This is a genomic window from Streptomyces sp. AC558_RSS880, from assembly GCF_019049255.1.
Classification (GTDB): domain Bacteria; phylum Actinomycetota; class Actinomycetes; order Streptomycetales; family Streptomycetaceae; genus Streptomyces.
In genome coordinates, this window is record NZ_JAGMUJ010000033.1 from 73,441 (window position 1) to 93,928 (window position 20,488).

At 73.0% G+C, this 20,488-nt stretch carries 16 protein-coding genes; 4 read left to right on the top strand and 12 right to left on the bottom strand.

Annotated features, from left to right (window positions below; translation table 11 throughout):
- Positions 1-21 precede the first annotated feature (21 nt).
- The gene (locus KUM38_RS15485) at positions 22-1,230 is read right to left on the bottom strand and encodes an ROK family transcriptional regulator (RefSeq protein WP_217129958.1); all 1,209 of its coding nucleotides are present in this window, start codon (positions 1,228-1,230) and stop codon (positions 22-24) included.
- Between the two features lie 132 nt (positions 1,231-1,362).
- On the opposite strand from KUM38_RS15485, the gene KUM38_RS15490 reads away from it, so the two are divergent.
- Positions 1,363-2,568 (top strand): MFS transporter, encoded by a 1,206-nt coding sequence (locus KUM38_RS15490; RefSeq protein ID WP_217129959.1) that lies wholly within the window; start codon positions 1,363-1,365, stop codon positions 2,566-2,568.
- Here the strand turns inward: KUM38_RS15490 and KUM38_RS15495 are convergent.
- Positions 2,528-2,986: a thioesterase family protein gene (locus KUM38_RS15495; RefSeq protein ID WP_217129960.1), complete on the bottom strand. Its 459-nt coding sequence runs from the start codon at positions 2,984-2,986 to the stop codon at positions 2,528-2,530. The two genes, KUM38_RS15490 and KUM38_RS15495, sit on opposite strands and share 41 nt — an antisense overlap.
- Positions 2,987-3,161: 175 nt before the next feature.
- On the opposite strand from KUM38_RS15495, the gene KUM38_RS15500 reads away from it, so the two are divergent.
- On the top strand, positions 3,162-4,565 hold the full coding sequence (locus KUM38_RS15500; protein WP_217129961.1) for a uracil-xanthine permease family protein: 1,404 nt from the start codon (positions 3,162-3,164) through the stop codon (positions 4,563-4,565).
- On the opposite strand, the gene KUM38_RS15505 is transcribed toward KUM38_RS15500, so the two are convergent.
- On the bottom strand, positions 4,547-5,677 hold the full coding sequence (locus KUM38_RS15505) for a glycoside hydrolase family 6 protein (protein ID WP_217130037.1): 1,131 nt from the start codon (positions 5,675-5,677) through the stop codon (positions 4,547-4,549). The genes KUM38_RS15500 and KUM38_RS15505 overlap by 19 nt on opposite strands.
- A gap of 173 nt (positions 5,678-5,850) precedes the next feature.
- Between KUM38_RS15505 and KUM38_RS15510 the strand changes: the two genes are divergently transcribed.
- Positions 5,851-6,537, top strand: coding sequence for a DUF5995 family protein (locus KUM38_RS15510; protein ID WP_217129962.1), 687 nt, complete (start codon positions 5,851-5,853; stop codon positions 6,535-6,537).
- 21 nt (positions 6,538-6,558) lie between these two features.
- On the opposite strand, the gene KUM38_RS15515 is transcribed toward KUM38_RS15510, so the two are convergent.
- The 8 genes from KUM38_RS15515 to rpe all read right to left on the bottom strand — a co-directional run bounded on the left by KUM38_RS15515 (position 6,559) and on the right by rpe (position 16,783).
- Positions 6,559-8,256, bottom strand: a complete 1,698-nt coding sequence (locus KUM38_RS15515) for an NAD(P)/FAD-dependent oxidoreductase (protein ID WP_217129963.1) — start codon at positions 8,254-8,256, stop codon at positions 6,559-6,561.
- Between the two features lie 44 nt (positions 8,257-8,300).
- Positions 8,301-9,089 (bottom strand): carbon-nitrogen hydrolase family protein, encoded by a 789-nt coding sequence (locus tag KUM38_RS15520; protein ID WP_217129964.1) that lies wholly within the window; start codon positions 9,087-9,089, stop codon positions 8,301-8,303.
- Between the two features lie 220 nt (positions 9,090-9,309).
- Entirely contained in the window at positions 9,310-10,512 is a 1,203-nt protein-coding gene (locus KUM38_RS15525; RefSeq protein ID WP_217129965.1) for an MFS transporter, read from the bottom strand.
- A 133-nt stretch (positions 10,513-10,645) separates the two neighbouring features.
- Complete coding sequence (locus KUM38_RS15530; RefSeq protein ID WP_024887351.1) at positions 10,646-11,098, bottom strand: Lrp/AsnC family transcriptional regulator; 453 nt, start codon at positions 11,096-11,098, stop codon at positions 10,646-10,648.
- A 10-nt stretch (positions 11,099-11,108) separates the two neighbouring features.
- Positions 11,109-12,587: an amino acid permease gene (locus tag KUM38_RS15535; RefSeq protein WP_217129966.1), complete on the bottom strand. Its 1,479-nt coding sequence runs from the start codon at positions 12,585-12,587 to the stop codon at positions 11,109-11,111.
- A gap of 284 nt (positions 12,588-12,871) precedes the next feature.
- Positions 12,872-14,314 (bottom strand): GuaB1 family IMP dehydrogenase-related protein, encoded by a 1,443-nt coding sequence (locus KUM38_RS15540; protein ID WP_217130038.1) that lies wholly within the window; start codon positions 14,312-14,314, stop codon positions 12,872-12,874.
- 660 nt (positions 14,315-14,974) lie between these two features.
- Positions 14,975-16,018, bottom strand: coding sequence for a sugar-binding transcriptional regulator (locus KUM38_RS15545; RefSeq protein ID WP_217129967.1), 1,044 nt, complete (start codon positions 16,016-16,018; stop codon positions 14,975-14,977).
- A 78-nt stretch (positions 16,019-16,096) separates the two neighbouring features.
- Positions 16,097-16,783: a ribulose-phosphate 3-epimerase gene (gene rpe / locus KUM38_RS15550; protein WP_217129968.1), complete on the bottom strand. Its 687-nt coding sequence runs from the start codon at positions 16,781-16,783 to the stop codon at positions 16,097-16,099.
- Between the two features lie 160 nt (positions 16,784-16,943).
- Between rpe and KUM38_RS15555 the strand changes: the two genes are divergently transcribed.
- A complete protein-coding gene (locus tag KUM38_RS15555; RefSeq protein WP_217129969.1) occupies positions 16,944-19,085 on the top strand; it encodes an MMPL family transporter in 2,142 nt (713 codons plus the stop codon).
- Here the strand turns inward: KUM38_RS15555 and KUM38_RS15560 are convergent.
- Complete coding sequence (locus tag KUM38_RS15560; protein WP_217129970.1) at positions 19,066-20,484, bottom strand: RsmB/NOP family class I SAM-dependent RNA methyltransferase; 1,419 nt, start codon at positions 20,482-20,484, stop codon at positions 19,066-19,068. The genes KUM38_RS15555 and KUM38_RS15560 overlap by 20 nt on opposite strands.
- Positions 20,485-20,488: the final 4 nt, after the last annotated feature.

Consider the following 20,488-nt stretch of genomic DNA (forward strand, 5'->3'; position numbering starts at 1 on the left):
CCCACACCGATGAGCGGAGGGCTAGTGCCCGGGCGCGCCGAACAGTTCGTCCTGGGCCTGGTCGCGGGCCGTCAGGAGGGCTCCGCGGAGCACCGCGCCGCCGCCCAGGGTGCTGGACCGTACGTCGGCGGGCAGGGGTGAGAGGGCGGCCAGGCGGTCCCGCACCCGCGCGGCGAGTGCCTCGCCGCCGGCCTGGCCGATCTCGCCGCCCAGGACCACGTGGCCGGGGTCGAGCAGCGCGACCACCGAGGCGACGCCCACCGCGATCCGGTCGGCCAGGGCGTCGAGGAAGCGTGTCTCCGGGGAGGCGGGCCCGGACGGGGAGGCGGGTCCGGCCGACGCGACGGCCGTCCGTACCGCACCCGCCGCCGGCGGCTCGGTCCCCGGCTCCGCCACGACGCCGTACTCCTCCGCCAGCTCCGCGACCGCCGCCGCCCCCACCAGGGAGTGGAAGCCGCCCCCGCAGTCGGTGGCCGAGGGCAGACCGCGGGTGCCCGGGACCGGGAGGAAGCCGATCTCGCCCGTGCCGCCGGAGGCGCCCCTGCGCAGGGTGCCGTCGAGGATCACGGCGGCGCCGGTGCCGTGGCCCAGCCACAGCAGGACGAAGGTGTCCCGGTCGCGGGCCGCTCCGTCGCGCTGCTCGGCCAGCGCGGCGAGGTTGGTCTCGTTCTCCACGCTGACCCGGGCCTCGGGGAGCCGTTCCTGGAGCGCGGCGACCAGGCGCCGGTGCCACTCGGGCAGGCCCGTGGAGTCGCGCAGTTCGCCGCTCGCGGGGTCGATCAGCCCGGGCGCCCCGATCCCGACGGTGTGCAGCCGGTCGGCGCCCGCCTCCTTCGCCGTCCGCTCGACCAGTGCGACCGCCTGTTCGACCGCCGGTCCGGTCCCCGCGTCCCCGGTGATGGGCAGGGCGGCCTCGGCCAGTACCCCGCCGACGAGGTCCGACACGACCACGGTGACGCCCTCGGTGCGGACGTCCAGCGCGGCCAGGTGCGCCCGGTCCGCGACGATGCCGTACAGCTTGGCGTTGGGTCCGCGCCGCTGCTCCCCCGCCTCGCCGGCCACCGCGACGAGTCCGGCGGCGGTGAGCCGCTCGACGAGGTCGGCGACGGTCGGCCGGGACAGCCCGGTCAGCTGCTTCAACTGCCCCGCGGTCAGCGGGCCTTCCTGCTGGAGCAGGCGCAGGGCGAGCCGGTCGTTGATCGCTCTGGCGGTGCTCGGGGATGCGGCCATGCCGGGATCCTTCCAGATCGGCGGGACCGGCCGGCGCCTGCTCCGCCTCCGGATACCCCATATCTTTCAGGCAGGGTTCCTGATAGTTTACGGCGGCGCGTACGGGAACCGACGGCCGGGAGGGGCGGGACGATGAGCGCAGTGGTCCACCGACAGCGTGACGTGAGGCGGGCGCGGTACGCCGTGGCCGCCGTGTTCGCCGTGCACGGCGCCGTCACCGGCTCGTTCGCCACCCGCGTCCCCTGGATCCAGGACCACGCCGGGGTGAGCGCCGGGCAGTTGGGCCTCGCGCTCGCCTTCCCCGCGCTCGGCGCGTCCGTCGCGATGCCGCTCGCGGGAAGCATCAGCCACCGCTTCGGCGCCCGCACGGCGCTGCGCGGTCTGATCGCGATGTGGACGCTCGCGCTGGTCCTGCCGTCGGCCGCCCCGAACCTGCTGACCCTCTGTCTGGCCCTGTTCGTCTACGGCGCCACGGCCGGCATGTCCGACGTGGCGATGAACGCGCTGGGCGTGGAGGTGGAGAACCGGCTCGACAAGTCGATCATGTCCGGGCTGCACGGCATGTGGAGCGCCGGCGCCCTGGTCGGCTCGGCGGTCGGCACGCTCGCCGCCCACCTGGGCGCGGACGCCCGGCTGCACCACGCGCTCGCGGCCGCCGTCTTGACGGTGGTGGGCGTGACCGCCTGTACCTGGGTGCTCGATCTGCAGCCCGCCGCGAACGAGGAACCGCCGCCGCGGTTCGCGCTGCCGCCCCGCTCCTCGCTGCTCATCGGCGCGATCGGCTTCTGCGCGGTGTTCGCGGAGGGCGCGAGCCTGGACTGGTCGGCGGTCTACCTGCGCGACCAGTTGGAGACCTCGGCCGGTCTCGCGGCCGCCTGCACCACCGGTTTCACACTCACCATGGCGGTCGCCCGGATCGCCGGGGACCACGTGGTGGACCGCTACGGCGCCGTGCGCACGGTCCGTGCGAGCGGGGTCGTCGCCCTGCTGGGCGGACTGCTGATCGTGTTCGCCGAGCACCCCGCGACGGCGATGGCCGGGTTCGCGCTGATGGGGCTCGGCATCGCGGTGGTCGTGCCGCTGTGCTTCGCCGCCGCCGGTCGCAGCGGCGCCAACCCGAGCCTGGCCATCGCGGGCGTCGCGACCATCACCTACACCTCGGGGCTGATCGCCCCGAGCGCGATCGGCCTGCTGGCCCAGGCGACCAGCCTGATGGTGTCGTTCGTCCTGGTGACGGTGTTGTCGTGCGGCATCGCGGGCTTCGCGAGCGTGCTGCGCGCGGGAGACCGTGTGAAGGTCACGCGTCCGGACGCAGCAGTTCCCGAGCCCCGTCCCTGAACGCCTCGCTCCAGGGCGCCGGGCGCAGGGTCGTGGCGTCCAGCCGCACCAGCACCCGGCTGCCCCGCGCGTAGGTCACCGTCCCGTCCGCCGAGCAGAAGCGGAAGCCGTACGTGAGTCCGGTCGTGCCGAGCCGCTCCAGCCACAGGTGGACCGCGTACGTGCCGGCGCGGGTCACCGGGGCCTCGTAGCCGATGCGCAGTTCCCGGACCGCGTTGCAGGCGTCGCCGGCCGCCACCCAGTCGCCGTCGAAGCGGACGCCCTTCTCCTGCCACAGCTCGGTCCACGCCCGCTCGACGAGCAGCGGATAGCGGGCGTTGTGCAGCAGCCCCAGCGCGTCGAGGTCGTCGAAGTGGACGGTCACGGGGATCAGCCGGCCGTACGACAGGGCGGGGGCGAGCGGGGCTTCGGCGGTCACGGGCGGGACTCCTGGGACGTACGGGATGAGTGCCGCTTACATCGAACAGCGGCGCGCCCTCATCCTAAGCAGACGCTCAGCCGGGTCGGTCACGCCCGCCCACCTGTACGAAGCACCGCTGCCCAGCCCCCACAATGGTCCGGACACGCTGCACACACGACGAAAGCGACAGCCCATGGATCTCGGCGTCCGCTGGACACTGCACGGCGACGGACGCACCCCGGCCCCCGGCGCGGTGGTCCGCCCCGACGAACGGCTCTCCTGGCCGCGCACGGCGGGTCTGGGTGCCCAGCACGTCGTGGCGATGTTCGGGGCGTCCTTCGTCGCCCCGGTGCTCATGGGTCTGGACCCCAACCTGGCGATCATGATGTCGGGTGTCGCGACCGCCGTCTTCCTGCTCGCCACCCGCGGCCGGGTGCCGAGTTACCTCGGCTGCTCGCTCTCCTTCGTCGGCGTCGCCGCGGTCATCCGGGCCGACGGCGGCTCCAGCGCCACCGTCACCGGCGCCGTGTTCGTGGTCGGGGCCGCGCTGTTCCTGGTGGGTCTCGCGGTGCGGCGGTTCGGGGCGCGGATCATCCACGCCGCGATGCCGCCGATCGTCACCGGCGCGGTGGTGATGCTCATCGGCTTCAACCTGGCGCCGGTGACCGCCTCCACCTACTGGCCGCAGGACCAGTGGACCGCCCTGTCCGTGATGCTGTTCACCGGTCTGGCCGTGGTCTGCCTGCGCGGCTTCTGGTCCCGGATCGCGATCTTCCTCGGGCTGGTCTTCGGGTACGCCCTGTCCTGGGCGCTCGACCGGATCTTCGGGAAGATCCACTCGGCGGACGCGAGCGGCCAGGTCACCGACCACTGGCGCCTGGACCTGTCCGGCGTGGGCCAGGCCGACTGGATCGGCCTGCCGACCCTGCACGGCCCGTCCTTCGAGTGGTCGGCGATCCTGGTCGCCCTGCCGGTGGTCATCGCGCTCATCGCCGAGAACGCGGGGCACGTCAAGGCGGTCGGTGAGATGACCGGCGACAACCTCGACGACAAGCTCGGCACGGCCATCTCCGCCGACGGCGTCGGCTCCATGCTGTCCACCGCGGTCGGCGGCCCGCCCAACACCACCTACTCCGAGAACATCGGCGTGATGGCCGCGACCCGCGTCTACTCCACGGCCGCGTACTGGGCCGCCGCCGGCTTCGCCCTGCTGTTCGGCATCTGCCCGAAGTTCGGCGCGGTCGTGGCGGCCGTCCCGGGCGGGGTGCTCGGCGGGATCACCGTCATCCTGTACGGCATGATCGGCCTGCTCGGCGCGCAGATCTGGACCAACGCCAAGGTGGACCTGCGCAATCCGCTGAACCTGGTGCCGGCCGCGGCGGGCATCATCATCGGCGTCGGCAACGTCTCGATGGAGTTCACCGACACCTTCTCGCTCAGCGGCATCGCGCTCGGCACGCTGGTCGTCATCACCGGCTACCACGCGCTGCGCGCCTTCGCGCCCGCCCACCTCAAGACGCAGGAGCCGCTGCTCGACGAGGGCACGTCCTCCTACGACACCGACGGCGCCGAGGATGATCAGCGCGCCAAGTCGTAGGCGTACGAGGGGGTGAAGGTGCCCGGCGCCCCCTTGCAGCCGTCGGACTCCCCCGGCAGCTTCACCCACAGGTAGGCGTCGATGCCGGTCTCCCCGGTGCTCAGCGTCGGGGTCCGGCCCAGCTTGCGGCCGGCCGGGTCGCACCATGCGCCGTCCGCCGGGGCGCCGTTGCCGTTGCGGCTGGTGTCGATCACCGCGCCGAGGCTCGGCGGGCCGCCGAGTGCGTCGAGCACGGCACGGTCGTAGGCGACCTCGTCGGCCGTGGCGTGGAAGTTGGAGACGTTGCTGAAGACGCCGTCGGAGGAGGCGGCCGAGGCGGCCCCGGCCTGCCGCAGCAGGGCGGCCTGCTCGGCCGGTGCGTTCCAGCCGGAGTGCCCGGCGTCGAAGTAGACCCGTGCCCGGGGACCGGCCTCCTTCAGCACCCGGCCGGCCCGGGCCAGCGAGGCGAAGCGGTCGGCGCGCTGCCCGGCGGAGAGGCACTCGGACTGGGCGATCGAGTCGGGCTCCAGGATCACGATGACCTCGCTGTCGCCCAGTCCGGCGGCGAACCGGTCGATCCAGGCGTCATAGGCGGCCAGATCGGGCGCCCCGCCCTGGGAGTGCCCGCCGCAGTCGCGGTCGGGAATCACGTACGGCACGAGCACGGGCACCCGGCCCTGCGCCGCGCCGCCCGCCACCACGGCACGCACCCGGGAGGTGATCGAGTCCGGGGAGTGGTCCGCGAACCACACGGCCGCCGGCCGGTCGGCTATCCGGGACTCGATGACCGCGCGGCGCGGGTCGTCGGGGTTGTCCCGCACCCAGTCCAGCACCTGGGAGTCGGGGTGGCGGTAGAGACGGGTCGACACGGGGGCGGTCCACCGCTTCTCCTCGGCCTTTGCCGCGGACGCCTTCGGGCTCGCCTCCTTCTTCGGACTCGCCGTGGGAGAAGGGGACTGTGACGCCGACGGGGAGGACGACGGCGACGGCGACGGCACGGCGGGCGGCGATTCCAGACGCGGTGACGAGGTCACCACGGGGCGGGCCTCGTCCGCGCCGCGTCCGTCGCCGACCGCCGACATCATCCCGGCGGCGGTGCCGACCGCGACCACCACGGAGGCCGCCGCGACCATCGCGCCGCGCCGGGCGGCACGCCGGCGCTCGGCCCTTCGCGCGGACAGGCGCTGGGCACGCGGGCCTGACACAGTACTGCTCCCCCTCCCCCACGACGGGCGCGTTCCCCCGTTCCGGGGAAGCGTCGGGCCCGCCGCCACTGGTCCCACCCTAAAGGTGCGACTCTGCGCTCATGCCGCAATGCGAACAAGTCCCCACACCTGTGGACGGGGTCATCTCCCGTATGCGCGCGCTCGACGCGGTCCTGCCCGCGCGGGACGGGGTCGCGGTGTTCAACCGTGTCTACCTCGCCGTCACGGAGGCCGTGGACCGGCGGATCGACGCGGGCCGGTTCCCGGACGCGCGGGCGGCGATCACGCTGGACGTGCGGTTCGCGGAGCGCTATCTGGCGGCGGTGGACGCGGTGTCTCAGGAGCGGCGGCCACCGGCCTGCTGGCGCCCGCTGTTCCAGTTCCGCCGGCATCCCGGAGTACGCCCGCTGCAGTTCGCGCTCGCGGGCGTCAACGCGCACATCGGCCACGATCTCGCGCTCGCCGTCGTGGACACCTGTCGTACGCTCGCCTGCGAACCCTGCGATCTGGAGGACGAGTTCGACCAGGTGGGCGATCTCCTCCTCTCGCTGGAGGACCGGATCCGCGAGGAGCTGACCCCGGGGCCCGAACTGCTGCGGATCGCCGACCCGCTGACCCATCTGCTGGGCGCGTGGAGCCTGGAACGCGCCCGGGAAGCCGCCTGGACGGCGGCCCGCGCCCTGTGGGCGCTGCGCGGACTGCCGGACGTCGCCGGGGAGTTCACCGAACGCCTGGACACGGCGGTGGGCTTCGCCGGCCGCATGCTGCTCACCCCGCTGCCGGACTGACCCGGCAGCGGGGAGGCGGGCTCAGTCCTCGGGGAGTTCGACCGGGGCGATCTCGTCGTAGAGGTCGCCGGGGCCCGGGTTGGTCGGGTCGGTCTCGCCGCCGAAGTGGTGCATGACGCCCCAGACCGCGTTCAGCGCGGTCTGGACGGCGCCCTCCGCCCAGCCGGCCGTCCAGGAGATGTCGTCGCCGGCGAGGAAGATGCCCCGCTTGTCCTCGGGCAGCTCCTCCTGCATGAAGTGGGTGAACAGGCGGCGCTGGTAGCGGTAGTGGCCGGGCAGGTTGGCCTTGAAGGCGCCCATGAAGTAGGGCTCGTTCTCCCAGGAGACGGTCACCGGGTTGCCGATGATGTGCTTCCGGATGTCGACCTTCGGGTAGATCTCGCCGAGCGACTTCAGCATGACCTCCATCCGCTCGTTCGCGGACAGCGGCAGCCACTTCAGGCTGTCGTCGCACCAGGTGTAGGAGAGGCAGATGACGGCGGGCTTGTCCGGGCCGTCGTCCAGGAGGTAGGTGCCCCGGGTCATCCGGTCGGTGAGCGTCATCGACATGACGTCCCGCCCGGTCTCCTCGTCCTTGTCGAGCCAGAACGGCCGGTCCACGGGCACGAAGAGCTTGGAGCTCTCCATGTAGTGGGTGCGTTCGATGGCGGTCCAGTGGTCGATCGGGAAGAGCGAGTCGTCGCAGGCGATCTTGGACAGCAGCATCCAGGACTGGGCGGTGAAGATCGCCGCCCGGTAGGTCCGGATGTCCCCGTCGGCGTCCGTCACCGTGATGCGGTTGCCCGCGGTGCGGTTGAGCCGTGTGACCGCCGGGCGGGGCTCGCCGTCCTTGTGCAGGGACTTCAGCGAGGTGCCGTACGGCCAGTGGACGATCTTCTCCGGCTCGCGCTCCCAGAGCCTGAGCGGCAGTTGCTGGGAGCCGCCGACGATGCCGCGGTGGTGGTCGTCGGCCTCGGTGTAGACGACGCGGAGGATCTCCAGGATGGAGTTGGGGAAGTCGGTGTCCCAGCCGCCGGTGCCGAAGCCGACCTGGCCGAAGATCTCGCGGTGCCGGAAGGACCTGAAGGCCTCGGAGTCGCAGAGGAAGCCGTAGAAGGTCTGGTTGTCGAGCTTCTCGACCAGCTTCGCCCAGATCTCGCGGATGCGCGGGACGTCGCGCTCGCGCAGGGCGCGGTTCATGTCGGAGAAGTCGGCGCCCTCTTCGAGGCACCTGGCCCAGGCGTCGGCCACGTCCCGGTAGACCTGGGGCAGGTCGTCGAGGGTCTCGGCGTAGTGCGACTCGCCCTTGAGGTCGACGACGGTGGACGGTGTCGCCTCGGCGAGGGGATTGGGGAAGGGACGGGTCTCAAGGCCCACCAGGTCGATGTAGTGCTGGAGCGCCGTGGAGGACGGCGGGAAGCGCATCGCGCCCATCTCGGCGGTCAGGGAGTCGTCGCAGCCGTCGAAGCCCACGGTGCGCAGCCGGCCGCCGATCCGGTCGGCCTCGTACACGACCGGCTTCAGGCCCATCTTCATCAGCTCGTACGCGGCGACGATGCCGGACAGGCCACCGCCGATCACCGCGACCTCGGTGCCGTGCTCGGTCGCCGGTACCTGTCCGAGGCCCGCCGGGTGGGCGAGGAAGTCGTCGTAGGCGTACGGGAAGTCCGGGCCGAACATGGTGATCGGCGGCTGCTGCTCGTCGGCGTGCTCGATCGCGTTGGGCACGGTGGACGTCATGGGGTACGGACTCCTTGCACAGGTGAAGCGGGGGGTGGGGGTGTTCAGACGAGGGACCCGTAGAGGCCGGGGCGGCGGTCGGCCAGATACGGGTTCGCCTCGCGGGAGGCGGCGAGGAACACCGGGTCGGCGTCGGCGAGGACCAGTTCCTCCTGGCGGCCGGCGCGGGTGCGGGCCACCCCGTCGGGTCCGGCGAGCGTGGACAGCCCGACGAACTCGAACTCGCCCTCGCGGCCGACCCGGTTGACGTACGCCACGTACATCTGGTTCTCGAAGGCCCGCACCGGCACCATGTGCTCGGCGACGAACTGGAACGGGTGCATCTGCGCGGTCGGTACGAGCAGGAGGTCGGTGCCGGCGAGGGCGTGGGCGCGCACGTTCTCCGGGAACTCGACGTCGTAGCAGATCATCAGGCCGACGGTGAGGCCGTTCAGCTCGGCCTGGGCGACGGGCTGCTCGCCCGGTGTGAAGTGGTCCCGTTCGAAGCAGCCGAAGAGGTGGGTCTTGCGGTGGTTCGCGAGGCGGGTGCCGTCGGCGGAGATCAGCTGCACGGAGTTGAAGACGCGCTCGCCGTCCCGCTCGGGGTAGCCGTAGGCGACCGCCAGGCCGTGCCGGGCGGCGCTCTCCGCGATCGCGTCGGCCGCGTCGCCGTCGGCGGGCTCGGCGAGCCGGCCGATGTCGTCGCCGATCGCGTACCCCGTGAGGAACAGCTCCGAGGTGACGAGCAGCCCGGCGCCCGCGGCGGCGGCACGGGCGGCCGCCTCGTCGAGGACCTTGAGGTTCTCGGCGACGGATCCGGGCCGGCCGGAGCTCTGGAGCAGGGCGGTGCGCATGCGTGTTCCTCGTCGGTACGCGGGGGTTCGGGGGGCCAGATAGAAGGTACGGTCGGCCGGCTCGGGCGGACAAGGCGGAGCCGTTGCGCGTCGGTGAGCGGTTCGTTGCGTCCGGTCCGGGGGCGGCGGCGATTCGTTGCGCGGCGCCCGTTCCCGGGGCGTCGGCGGCCCGACGAGCCTGGTGGGAGGGTGGGGGCGGGATCGCGCGGACCGGCGCCGTTCACGGGCGTGTCCTGGCGGCCCCGGCTCCGGTCCCGACGAGCAGCAGCACCGCCGTCGCCAGGTACGGCACCGCGAACACCGCGAAAGCGGTACTGTGCGCGCCGCCCGAGGCGATCAGCGCGTAGCCGCCGTAGACCGCGACCGTCGCCAGCTCCGTGCCCAGGCCCGCCACCGAGGTGAGGGTGGCGCGGCCGGTGTCCCCGATGCGCCGCTGGAGGCGGGCGTCGGCCAGCACGGTCGCCGCCTGGAAGCCACCGAAGGCGAGGGCGACGAGACCCAGCCCCCAGGGGGAACCGCCGGCCGCGCCGACGGCCAGGGCGAGGCCGGCACCGGCGAGCAGCGCGGCGAACCCGGTCGTGCCGAGCCGCTCACCCTCACCGGCCAGCAGGCTTCCCGCGGTGGCACCGGCCCAGACCAGCAGGAGCAGCCAGGGAACCGTCCCGTCCGCGACGCCGGTCCCCCGCACCAGCAGCGGCGTGTACTCGTCGAGGGCTCCCCAGACGGCGCTCACGGCCGGAACGAGCAGCAGCGCCCCGCGCACCGACCGGTCGGCGCGGGCCTCGGCGAGCCCGGCGCGCAGGGTCGCCGTCCAGCTCTCGTGTCCGGTCTTCGGGGAGCGGTGCTCGGGGAACCGGAGCGCCGTGGCCGCCGCCAGCAGACACACCGCCACGCTGGCGGCCCCGACGGCGGTGTGGCCGCCCCGGGCGAACACCGGACCGGCCAGTCCCATCGCCGCCATCACCGCGACCAGTCCGGCCGCGCGGGCCCGGCCCATGACCCGGGCATAGCGGCCGGCCGCGTCGAGCCGTTCCAGTTCGTCGTGGACCAGGGCCTCGAGCGCACCGGAGCCGAGCGCTCCGCCGGCGCCCCACAGCACGAAGCCGAGGGCGAAGGCACCGTACGACGGGACGAGCACCCACAGGGCGAAGCCGGCGGCGGTGAGCAGCGGGCCGAGCCACAGCAGCAGGCGGCGGGAGACGGCGTCGGCCCAGACACCGGAGGGGACCTCCAGCAGTACGCCGGTCACCGACCACAGGGCGAACAGGGAGGAGATCTGCCCGACGGACAGACCGGTGTCGCTGAACAGCAGCGCGTACACCGGGTAGAGCAGGATGAAGTCTTCGAGGAACGCGTAGCCGTACAGCGTGGTCGTCAGCCGTCGCACGCGGACGTCGGTGACACGCGTGGGCGTGGGAGTCATGAGGCCTTCCCGTAGGGGCGGTTCGGACACCGGACGTGGAGGACGTACGGCGTCCGAGGCGGCCCTCGGGAGGCACGGCTGGTGGATCAATGTCGCCAGGTCATGACACCGATACTACGGCGCCCGCGGCGTCTCAGGCGGGCGATCCCGACGAGAACCGCCGCAGCAGCGGGGACAGCACCAGCACGGACTTGGTCCGCTCGACGAACGGCTCGCCCGCGATGCGTTCCAGGACCCGTTCGAAGTGGCGCATGTCGGAGGCGAAGACCTGGGCGACCGCGTCCGCGTCACCGGTGACGGTGGAGGCGGCCACGACCTCCTGGTAGCGCTCCAGCCCCCGCTGGATGGTCTCCGGGGAGGTGTTGCTGCGGCAGTAGATCTCGACGAACCCCTCCGTCTGCCAGCCGAGGGCGGCCGGGTCGACCCGTACGGTGAACCCGGTGATGGCCCCGGTGGCGCGCAGCCGGTCCACCCGCCGCTTCACGGCGGGGGCGGACAGGCCGACGAGCTGGCCGATGTCCGCGTAGGAGCGGCGGGCGTCCTCGGCGAGGGCGTGCACGATGCGTTCGTCGAGATCGTTCAGCACTGCGGGTGGTTCACTTCGCTTCTGGTGCGGCGGGGGCGGCGAGCCGGGAACGGCGGTAGCCGTACAGGAAGTAGAACACGAGTCCGGCGGCCATCCAGACACCGAAGACCACCCAGGTGATCGTGGACAGGCTGCCCATCATCCACACGCAGAACGCGAAGCCGACGGCGGGCATGAGCGGCGACAGCGGCACCCGGAAGGTGCGGGGCATGTCCGGACGCGTCCGGCGCAGCACCACGACGGCCACGTTGACCAGCGCGAAGGCGAACAGGGTGCCGATGCTGGTGGCGTCGGCGAGCTGGCCGAGCGGGATCGCGGCGGCCAGCACACCGCAGAAGAGGGAGACGATCACGGTGTTGGTGCGGGGCGTGCCGGTCTTCGGGCTGACCCTGCCGAACGCCTTGGGCACGAGGCCGTCCCGGGACATGGCGAACAGGATGCGGGTCTGGCCGTAGAGCACGGTCAGGACGACGCTGGCGATGGCGATGACGGCGCAGAACGCCAGCAGGGTGCCCCAGAAGCCCTGGCCGGTGACCTCGCGCATGATCTGGGCGAGCGCGGCCTCGGAGTCGGTGAAGTGCCGCCAGGGCTTGGCACCCACGGCGACGGCGGCGACCAGGACGTACAGCGCGGTGATGATGGCGAGCGACAGCAGGATGGCGCGGGGCAGGTCGCGCTGGGCGTTCTTCGCCTCCTCACCGGCGGTGGAGGCGGCGTCGAAGCCGATGTACGAGAAGAAGAGCGTCGCCCCGGCGGCGCTGACGCCGGCCATGCCGAGCGGCATGAAGTTCTCGTAGTTGCCGGAGCGGAAGCCCTGGACGCCGATGGCGCAGAACAGCACCAGCGCGCCGATCTTCACGACGACCATGATCGTGTTGGCGCGGGCGGACTCGCGGGCGCCGCCCATCAGGAACGCCATGGCGAGCAGGACCACGATCAGCGCGGGCAGGTTGAAGACGCCGCCGTCGCCGGGCGGGGCGGACAGCGCCGCCGGGATGGTGACGCCGATGGTGCCGTCGAGCAGTTCGTTGAGGTACTCGCCCCAGCCGACGGCGACGGCGGCGACCGAGACGCCGTACTCCAGCATCAGGCACCAGCCGCAGACCCAGGCGACCAGCTCGCCCATCGTTGCGTACGCATACGAGTAGGAGGAGCCGGAGACCGGGATGGTGCCCGCCAGCTCGGCGTAGGAGAGGGCGGAGAAGAGGGCCGTGAGACCGGCGATGACGAAGGACAGCGTGACGGCCGGACCGGCCTTGGGGACGGCCTCGCCGAGGACGACGAAGATGCCGGTGCCGAGGGTGGCACCGATGCTGATCATGGTCAGCTGCCACAGTCCCAGGGACCGCCGCAGGGAGCCGCCCTCACCTTGGCCACCCTCCGCGACCAGGCGTTCCACGGGCTTGCGACGCATGAGGCGCGCGGCGACGCCCGGGGACGGCGGGGCGGCGGGACTGCCGTTGTGCGGGGGTGCGCCTTGGTCGAGCACGCGCTGACTCCTTCGTCGCTGCCGGTCTTCCGCGGCAGGGACCGACGACGTCCCGCGGCAGCCGGGACCCGTCGAGCGGGGTCCTCGCCGCACCACGTACAGCGCGTAACCCTACGAGGTTCTTCGTTGCTCCTGAAATGCAGCAACCTTGCGCACCCACGCAAGATCATTGCGTTGCCGGCGGGGACGCGGGTGTTCGTTGCGCGGGGGCTTTCGACCGTTGCGCGCCGGCCCCCGTCGATCCCGGGGCGGGGTCGACGGGGGCCGGGCGGGGAGGGGGGCCGTCAGCTCCAGCTGGCGTGCAGCGGCTTGCCCTCGGCGTAGCCGGCGGCGCTCTGGACGCCGACGACGGCCTTCTCGGCGAACTCCTCGAGCGATCCGGCCCCCGCGTAGGTGCAGGAGGAGCGGACGCCCGCGATGATCGAGTCGATCAGGTCCTCGACACCGGGGCGGGCCTGGTCGAGGAACATGCGGGAGGTGGAGATGCCCTCCTCGAACAGCGCCTTGCGGGCGCGGTCGTAGGCCGACTCCTCCGAGGTGCGGTTGCGCACGGCACGCGCGGAGGCCATGCCGAAGGACTCCTTGTAGGGGCGGCCGTCCGCGTCGTGCTGGAGGTCGCCCGGGGACTCGTGGGTCCCGGCGAACCAGGAGCCGATCATCACGTTGGACGCGCCGGCGGCGAGCGCCATCGCCACGTCGCGCGGGTGCCGGACACCGCCGTCGGCCCACACGTGCTTGCCGTACTTCTTCGCCTCGGCGGCGCACTCCAGGACGGCGGAGAACTGCGGCCGGCCGACGCCGGTCATCATGCGGGTGGTGCACATGGCGCCGGGGCCCACGCCGACCTTGACGATGTCGGCGCCGGCCTCGATCAGGTCGCGGACGCCCGCGGCGGCGACGACGTTGCCGGCGACGATCGGCACCCGCGGGTCGAGGTCGCGCACCAGCTTCAGCGCGCTGATCATCGACTCCTGGTGCCCGTGCGCGGTGTCGATGACGAGCGTGTCGACGCCGGCGTCCAGCAGCTGCCGGGCCTTGCCGGCCACGTCGCCGTTGATGCCGACGGCGGCGGCTATGCGGAGCCTGCCCTGCGCGTCGGTGGCCGGGGTGTACAGGGTGGCGCGCAGGGCGCCCTTGCGGGTGAGGATGCCGGCCAGGCGGCCGCCCTGGTCCACGGCGGGCGCGTAGCGGCGGTTGGCGGCGTCGAGGGTGTGGAAGGCCTCGCGCGGGTCCGTGTCCGCGTCGATGAGGATCAGGTCCTTGGACATGACCTCTTCGAGCTGGGTGAAGCGGTCCACTCCGGAGAGGTCGGTGTCGGTGACCACGCCGATCGGCCTGTGCTCGTCGTCGACGACGACGCCCGCGTTGTGCGCCCGCTTGGGCAGCAGGGAGAACGCGTCGGCGACGGTCTGGTGCGGGGCCAGCACGATCGGGGTGTCCAGGACGTGGTGGCGGCCCTTCACCCAGGAGACGACCTCGGTGACGACCTCGATCGGGATGTCCTGCGGGATGACGACGAGCCCCCCGCGACGGGCCACGGTCTCGGCCATGCGGCGGCCGGCGATGGCGGTCATGTTGGCGACGACCAGCGGGATGGTGGTGCCCGTGCCGTCCGGGGAGCTGAGGTCCACGCCCTGCCGCGAGCCGACCGCGGAGCGGCTCGGCACCATGAAGACGTCGTCGTACGTCAGGTCGTACGCGGGCTGGATGTCGTTGAGGAAACGCACGTGCTGCACATCCCAGTCGATCAGAGGTGGCCCCCGGACAGGTCAGCCAGGGGGAAGAGCACGTACTTCATTGTCCCATGTCGACCGGAACGCCATCTCCGGGCGGATCATCCAGGCTGGTCAGAGCCCTGCTCGGAGGATCCTCCAAGAGCCGGGGCCACGATGGGGGCGGCGTCCGGCCGGCCGCCTCGGCGAACACGCCCCGGGCGGTCGCCCGCTCCGCGGAACGCGCCGCCGCGTACGCCCGCCGGCCGCGTACGACGATCAGCGGCCCCCGCTCCACGGCGCCCTCGGGCCGGACGGTGAGATCGGAGAGGGAGTAGGCGGGGGCGTCCCGGTCGCGGCCGAACCAGGCGGTGGGAGCAACCGCGTCCGTGCCGGGGCCGCAGGCCCTCGAAGTCGCCGAAGACGGCGCCGTCCTGGTCGTACGGGAAGGGGCCGCCCGCGTCGATGAGCTCCGGGGTGCGGCACGCCTCGGCGGGCGGACCGGCCGCCCGGACGGTGTCCGTGCCGTCGGCCCACGCGGGCGCCGGCCCGTCGTCACCGGCGGACGGGCGGCCGGCAGGCAGGGCGAGCGGGCAGGCGGCGGGACACGGGAGCAGGGCCTGTCGCAGCACCGTGCGGCCGATGCCGCCGGGCCCGCCCCCGCCTCACCCGCTCTCAGGGGCCGTCCGGGTCCGCGCGGTTGAGGGCGGACCGCGGGGTGGTCCCCGCCGTCATCAGGTAGTCCGCGGCCGACGTGTCCGTCACCAGGCTGGTGACGAGACCGGAGCGCAGTACGGCGTCGATCGCGGGCCCCTTGCGCTGACCGCCCGCGATCGCGACGACCTCGGGAACCCGGCGCAGCTGGTCGGTCTTGACCGTGATGCACCGCTCCCCCAGGTCCCGGCCGACCCGGCGCCCCTCCGCGTCGAAGAGGTGCGCGGACATCTCCGCGGCGACACCGAGGGAGGCGTAGTGCGCCCGCTCCTCGTCGCTGAGCATGTCGTGCACCGTGGAGATGCCCGGCTCCCAGGAACCGATGGAGACGCAGGCGACGGTGACCTTGTCGAAGTACTCGAAGGCCCGCGCGATGCCGGTCTGGTGGCGCAGTGCCTGGGCGGTGGCCGCGTCCGGCAGCAGCATCGGCGCGTAGATGGGGTGGGCGTCGCCGCCCGACACCTGCGCGGCGCGCCGCACGGCCTCCACCGAGCCGCGCTCGGCGGTCCCGGCGTCGTACACGCCCGTGAGCTGCACGACCGTGCAGGGCGGCAGCCGGTCCAGGGCCGCCGCCATGTGGATGGTGGACCTGCCCCAGGCCAGGCCCAGCACGTCCCCTTCGTTGACCAGCTCGCCGAGCAGGTCGGCGGCCACCTCTCCCAGGTTCTCGGGGTCGGGTGTCTCCGCGGCCTCGGCCGGGGACTCGACCACGACGGCGTGCCTCAGGCCGTACCGGGCGCGGAGCGCGTCGGAGCGCTCGGCGTCCAGCTCGGCCGGCACGCGGATCTCGATCCGCACGAGATCCCGTTCGAGGGCGGTCTCCAGGACCCGGGCCACCTTGAAGCGGCTGACGCCGAACTCCTCGGCGATCTGGATCTTGGATTTGCCCTCGAGGTAGAAGCGGCGGGCCATGGCCGCCGCCTGCACCAGCTCAGCGGGTCCCATCCGCATGGCTGACCGGCCCGCCGACATACCCGACACGGCGATCTCCTCACTGCTGTTCACACTCTGGATTCGCCGTTCATCCTTGCAGATCCGGCGCGGTCGATCAGCCCTGCCGGGCGCCGTTCATGTTCCTGACGCTCAGTGGTCGCATGCCCACGACGCCTTGGCCGTCGCGGCCTCCGCCTGGTTGCGTAGTGCACGTACCGCCTCGGCCGGGTCCGTCGCCCCGTACACGGCGGAACCCGCGACGAAGACGTCGGCGCCGGCGTCGGCGCACCGCTCGATGGTGGACGCCGAGACCCCGCCGTCGACCTGGAGCCACAGCTCGAGACCGTGCTTGTTGATCAACTCGCGGGTGCGGCGAATCTTCGGAAGCATGATGTCGAGGAAGGCCTGGCCCCCGAACCCCGGCTCGACCGTCATGATCAGCAGCATGTCGAGTTCGGGGAGCAGGTCCTCGTACGGCTCGATGGGGGTCGCCGGCCTCAGCGCCATGGAGGCACGGGCGCCCTTGGCGCGGATCTCCCGGGCGAGCCGCACGGGCGCGGTGGCCGCCTCGACGTGGAAGGTGACCGAACCGGCCCCCGCCTCCACGTACTGGGGCGCCCATCGATCGGGGGCCTCGATCATCAGATGACAGTCCAGCGGGGTGTCCGTCGCACGGGCGAGCGACTCTACGACCGGCACGCCGAGCGTGAGGTTCGGGACGAAATGGTTGTCCATGACGTCGACGTGGAGCCAGTCGGCTCCTTCCACCGCCTTCGCCTCGTCGGCGAGGCGGGCGAAGTCGGCGGACAGGATGCTGGGGCTGATCTGCGGGGCCATGCGTCAAGACTGCCATGCCCTCCGGGGGTTGTGTGCGCGGGTCCCGTGCGGGGACGGTTGTGCGTAGCCCGCGGGCCGGCCGTGGCCGGCCGTGCCCGCCCGGCGGAGCCGCAGACGTTACTGCCCCGCGCCTCTCCAGGGCGCTCTTGTGGAGGTCTCCATGACAGGTGGCCGTGGTGTCGCGCATCTCGTGTGCGGGCGGCGTTCCAAGTGGCTGGTGCTCGGGCTGTGGGTCGTGGTGCTGCTCCTGACGGCACCGTTCGCCCAGAAGCTGACCGACGCGCAGGACAACGACGCGGCGTCGTGGCTGCCGGGGTCCGCCGAGTCCACGCAGGTGCTGGAGATCTCCGAGGACTTCCGGCCCGAGCAGATCCCCGCGATCGTGGTCTACGCGCGGGACGGCGGGCTGACGGCCGCCGACCGGGCGCGGATCGCCGAGGACGTGGAGCGGCTCGAGCGGCTGAGCGACCACGGCATCAGGGGCGACGAGACCCTCGGCCCGGTCTTCGACCGGGAGGCCGACCCCCGTGCCGCGCAGGTCTTCGTGCCGATCACGATGGACGCGCAGGGCTGGGAGCGGATCGGCCCCGCGGTCGACTCCGTCCGGGACGCCGTCGGCGGGAGCGGTGACGGGCTCGCGGTGCACATCACCGGCCCGGGCGGCACGTCCGCCGACTTCGCCGAGGCGTTCGAGGGCATCGACTCCACGCTGCTGCTGTCCGCGATGGCCGTCGTCGTCGTGATGCTGCTGATCACCTACCGCAGCCCCACCCTGCTGCTGGTGCCGCTGCTCGCGGTGATCTGCGCGCTGTTCACGGCGCAGGCCCTGATCTACTTCCTGGCCGAGCACGCGGGACTGACGGTCAACGGGCAGAGCGCCGGCATCCTCACGGTGCTGGTCTTCGGCGCGGGCACCGACTACGCCCTGCTGCTGGTCGCCCGCTACCGGGAGGAGCTGCGCCGGCACGAGGACCGGCACGAGGCGATGGCGCTGGCCCTGCACCGCGCGGGCCCGGCGGTGCTCGCCTCCGGCGCGACCGTCGTGCTGAGCATGCTGGTGCTGCTGACCGCCGAGATGAACTCCACCCGGGGACTCGGCCCGGTCGCCGCGATCGGTGTCGCGGTCGCCCTGCTGGCCATGCTGACGCTGTTCCCGGCGCTGCTGGTCATCTGCGGCCGGTGGATCTTCTGGCCGGTGATCCCGCACCACGGCGCCCCCGACCCGACCGAGCGGGGCGTGTGGGCCCGCACGGGCCGCCGCATCGCCCGCCGTCCGCGCCTGGTCTGGGGTGTGACGGCGGTGGTGCTGGCGGTCTGCTCGCTGGGCCTGATCCAGCTCCGCGCGGAGGGCATCGGCAACGCGGACGCGTTCACCGGGAAACCGGACTCGATCACCGGGCAGGAGGTCTCCGCGCGGTACTTCCCGGCCGGCAGCGGCGATCCGCTGGTCGTCGTCGGCAACCGGGCGCAGGCCGAGCAGGTCGGCCGCGCGGTCGCCGGTACGGAGGGGGTCGTCCCGGAGTCCCTCGGCGTGCCCCCGGGCACGAAGCCGTCGTTCGAGGGCAAGGTGCTCTTCGAGGCCACCATGACCGCCCCGTCGGACAGCGAGGCGGCCAAGCAGACCGTGGAGCGGGTGCGCGACGCCGTGCACGCGGTACCGGACGCCGACGCGCAGGTGGGCGGCGGTACGGCGGCGCTGCTGGACATGGACGAGGCGACCACCCACGACAACACGCTGATCATCCCGCTGGTGCTGGTGGTCGTCCTGCTGATCCTGTGCGTGCTGCTGCGCGCCCTGATCGCCCCGCTGCTGCTGATCGCGACGGTGATCCTGTCGTTCGCGGCGGCGCTCGGCCTCAGCGCCCTGGCCTTCCGGCACGTCTTCGGCTACGCGGGCGAGTCGACCGACTTCCCGCTGTTCGTCTTCGTCTTCCTGGTGGCCCTGGGCATCGACTACAACATCTTCCTGACCACCCGCATCCGCGAGGAGGCCGCCCGTCAGGGCACCCGGCCGGGCGTGGTCACCGGCCTCGCGGCCACGGGCGCCGTCATCACCTCGGCGGGCCTGGTCCTCGCCGGCACCTTCGCCGCCCTCGGCACGCTGCCCATGGTCGCGTTCGCCGAGATCGGCTTCGCGGTCGCCCTGGGCGTGCTGCTGGACACCTTCGTCGTGCGGTCGGTGCTGGTCACGTCCCTGTTCCTGGACGTGGGCCCGAAGGTGTGGTGGCCGCACCGGCTGGCCCGCGAGGACGGCGGCGAGGTGAGCGAGCCCGAGGAGAGCCTCAGCCGGTCCGGCGGATGAGGGCCAGGTACATCGCGTCGGTGCCGTGCAGGTGCGGCCACAGCTGTACGTCGGGGCCCTCGCCCAGATCCGGTACGCCGGGCAGCAGCGGCCGGGCGTCGATCAGGTCGGCCTCCGGGAACTGCTTGAGGAGGTCGGCGACCACGGCCCGGGTCTCCGCGAGGTGCGGGGAGCAGGTGGCGTAGCCGACGACACCGCCGACCCGTACGGACTCCAGGGCGGTGCGCAGCAGCCCGCGCTGGAGGGGGGCGAAGCCGTCCAGGTCCTCCGGGCGGCGCCGCCAGCGCGCCTCGGGGCGGCGGCGCAGGGCACCGAGGCCGGTGCACGGCACGTCGACCAGCACCCGGTCGAAGCTGCCGGGGCGCCACGGCGGGCGCGTCCCGTCCGCGGCGACGACCTGGTACGGTCCCGGGTTCCCGGCGAGCGCCTTCGCCACAAGACCGGCCCGGTGCGGCTGCTTTTCGGAGGCCAGCAGCACCGCGCCCCGCTCGGCGGCGAGCGCGCCGAGCAGCGCGGCCTTCCCGCCCGGTCCGGCGCACCCGTCCAGCCACATCCGGTCGGGACCCTCGACGGGCGCGTTCGCGAGCGCGAGCGCGACGAGCTGGCTGCCCTCGTCCTGCACGCCGGCCCGGCCCTCCGCGACCGCCGGGACGGCGCCCGGCTCCCCGCCCTCGGTCAGCCGCACCGCGTACGGCGACCAGCGGCCGGCGACGGCGGCCTCCTCGTCGAGCAGTTCGGTGGTCGTCGCCCGCCCGGGACGGGCGACCAGGGTCACCTCGGGCCGCTCGTTGTCGGCCCGCAGCAGCTCCTCGATGCCGGCGCGCCCGCCGCCGAGGGAGTCCCACAGCGCGGAGACGACCCAGCGGGGGTGCGAGTGCACGACGGCGAGGTGGTCCTCGGGGTCCTCGTCGTAGGGCGGCGCGACCCGCTCCAGCCAGCCGTCGAGATCGTCCTGCGCGATCTTCCGCAGCACGGCGTTGACGAACTTGGCGCGGCCGTCGCCGAGCACCACCCGGGCCAGCTCGACGGTGGCGGACACGGCGGCGTGCGTCGGGATCCGCGTACCGAGCAGCTGGTGCGCGCCGAGGTTCAGCACGTCCAGCACCGGCGGGTCCACCTCGCGCAGCGGCCGGTCGACGCAGGCGGCGACGATCGCGTCGTACGTCCCCTGGCGGCGCAGCGTGCCGTACACCAGCTCGGTGGCCAGCGCCGCGTCGCGTGTGTCGAAGTCGCCGTTCTCGCGCGCCTTGCGCAGCAGCGGGGGCAGGACGAGGTTGGCGTACGCGTCCCGCTCGTCCACGGCCCGCAGGGCCTCGAAGGCGAGGATGCGGACGGGGTCCTTCTTGGGCCGGCGGTAGGGCTTGGCGGGCCTGCGGGGCCGACGGGGCTGGTCGCTCACGAAA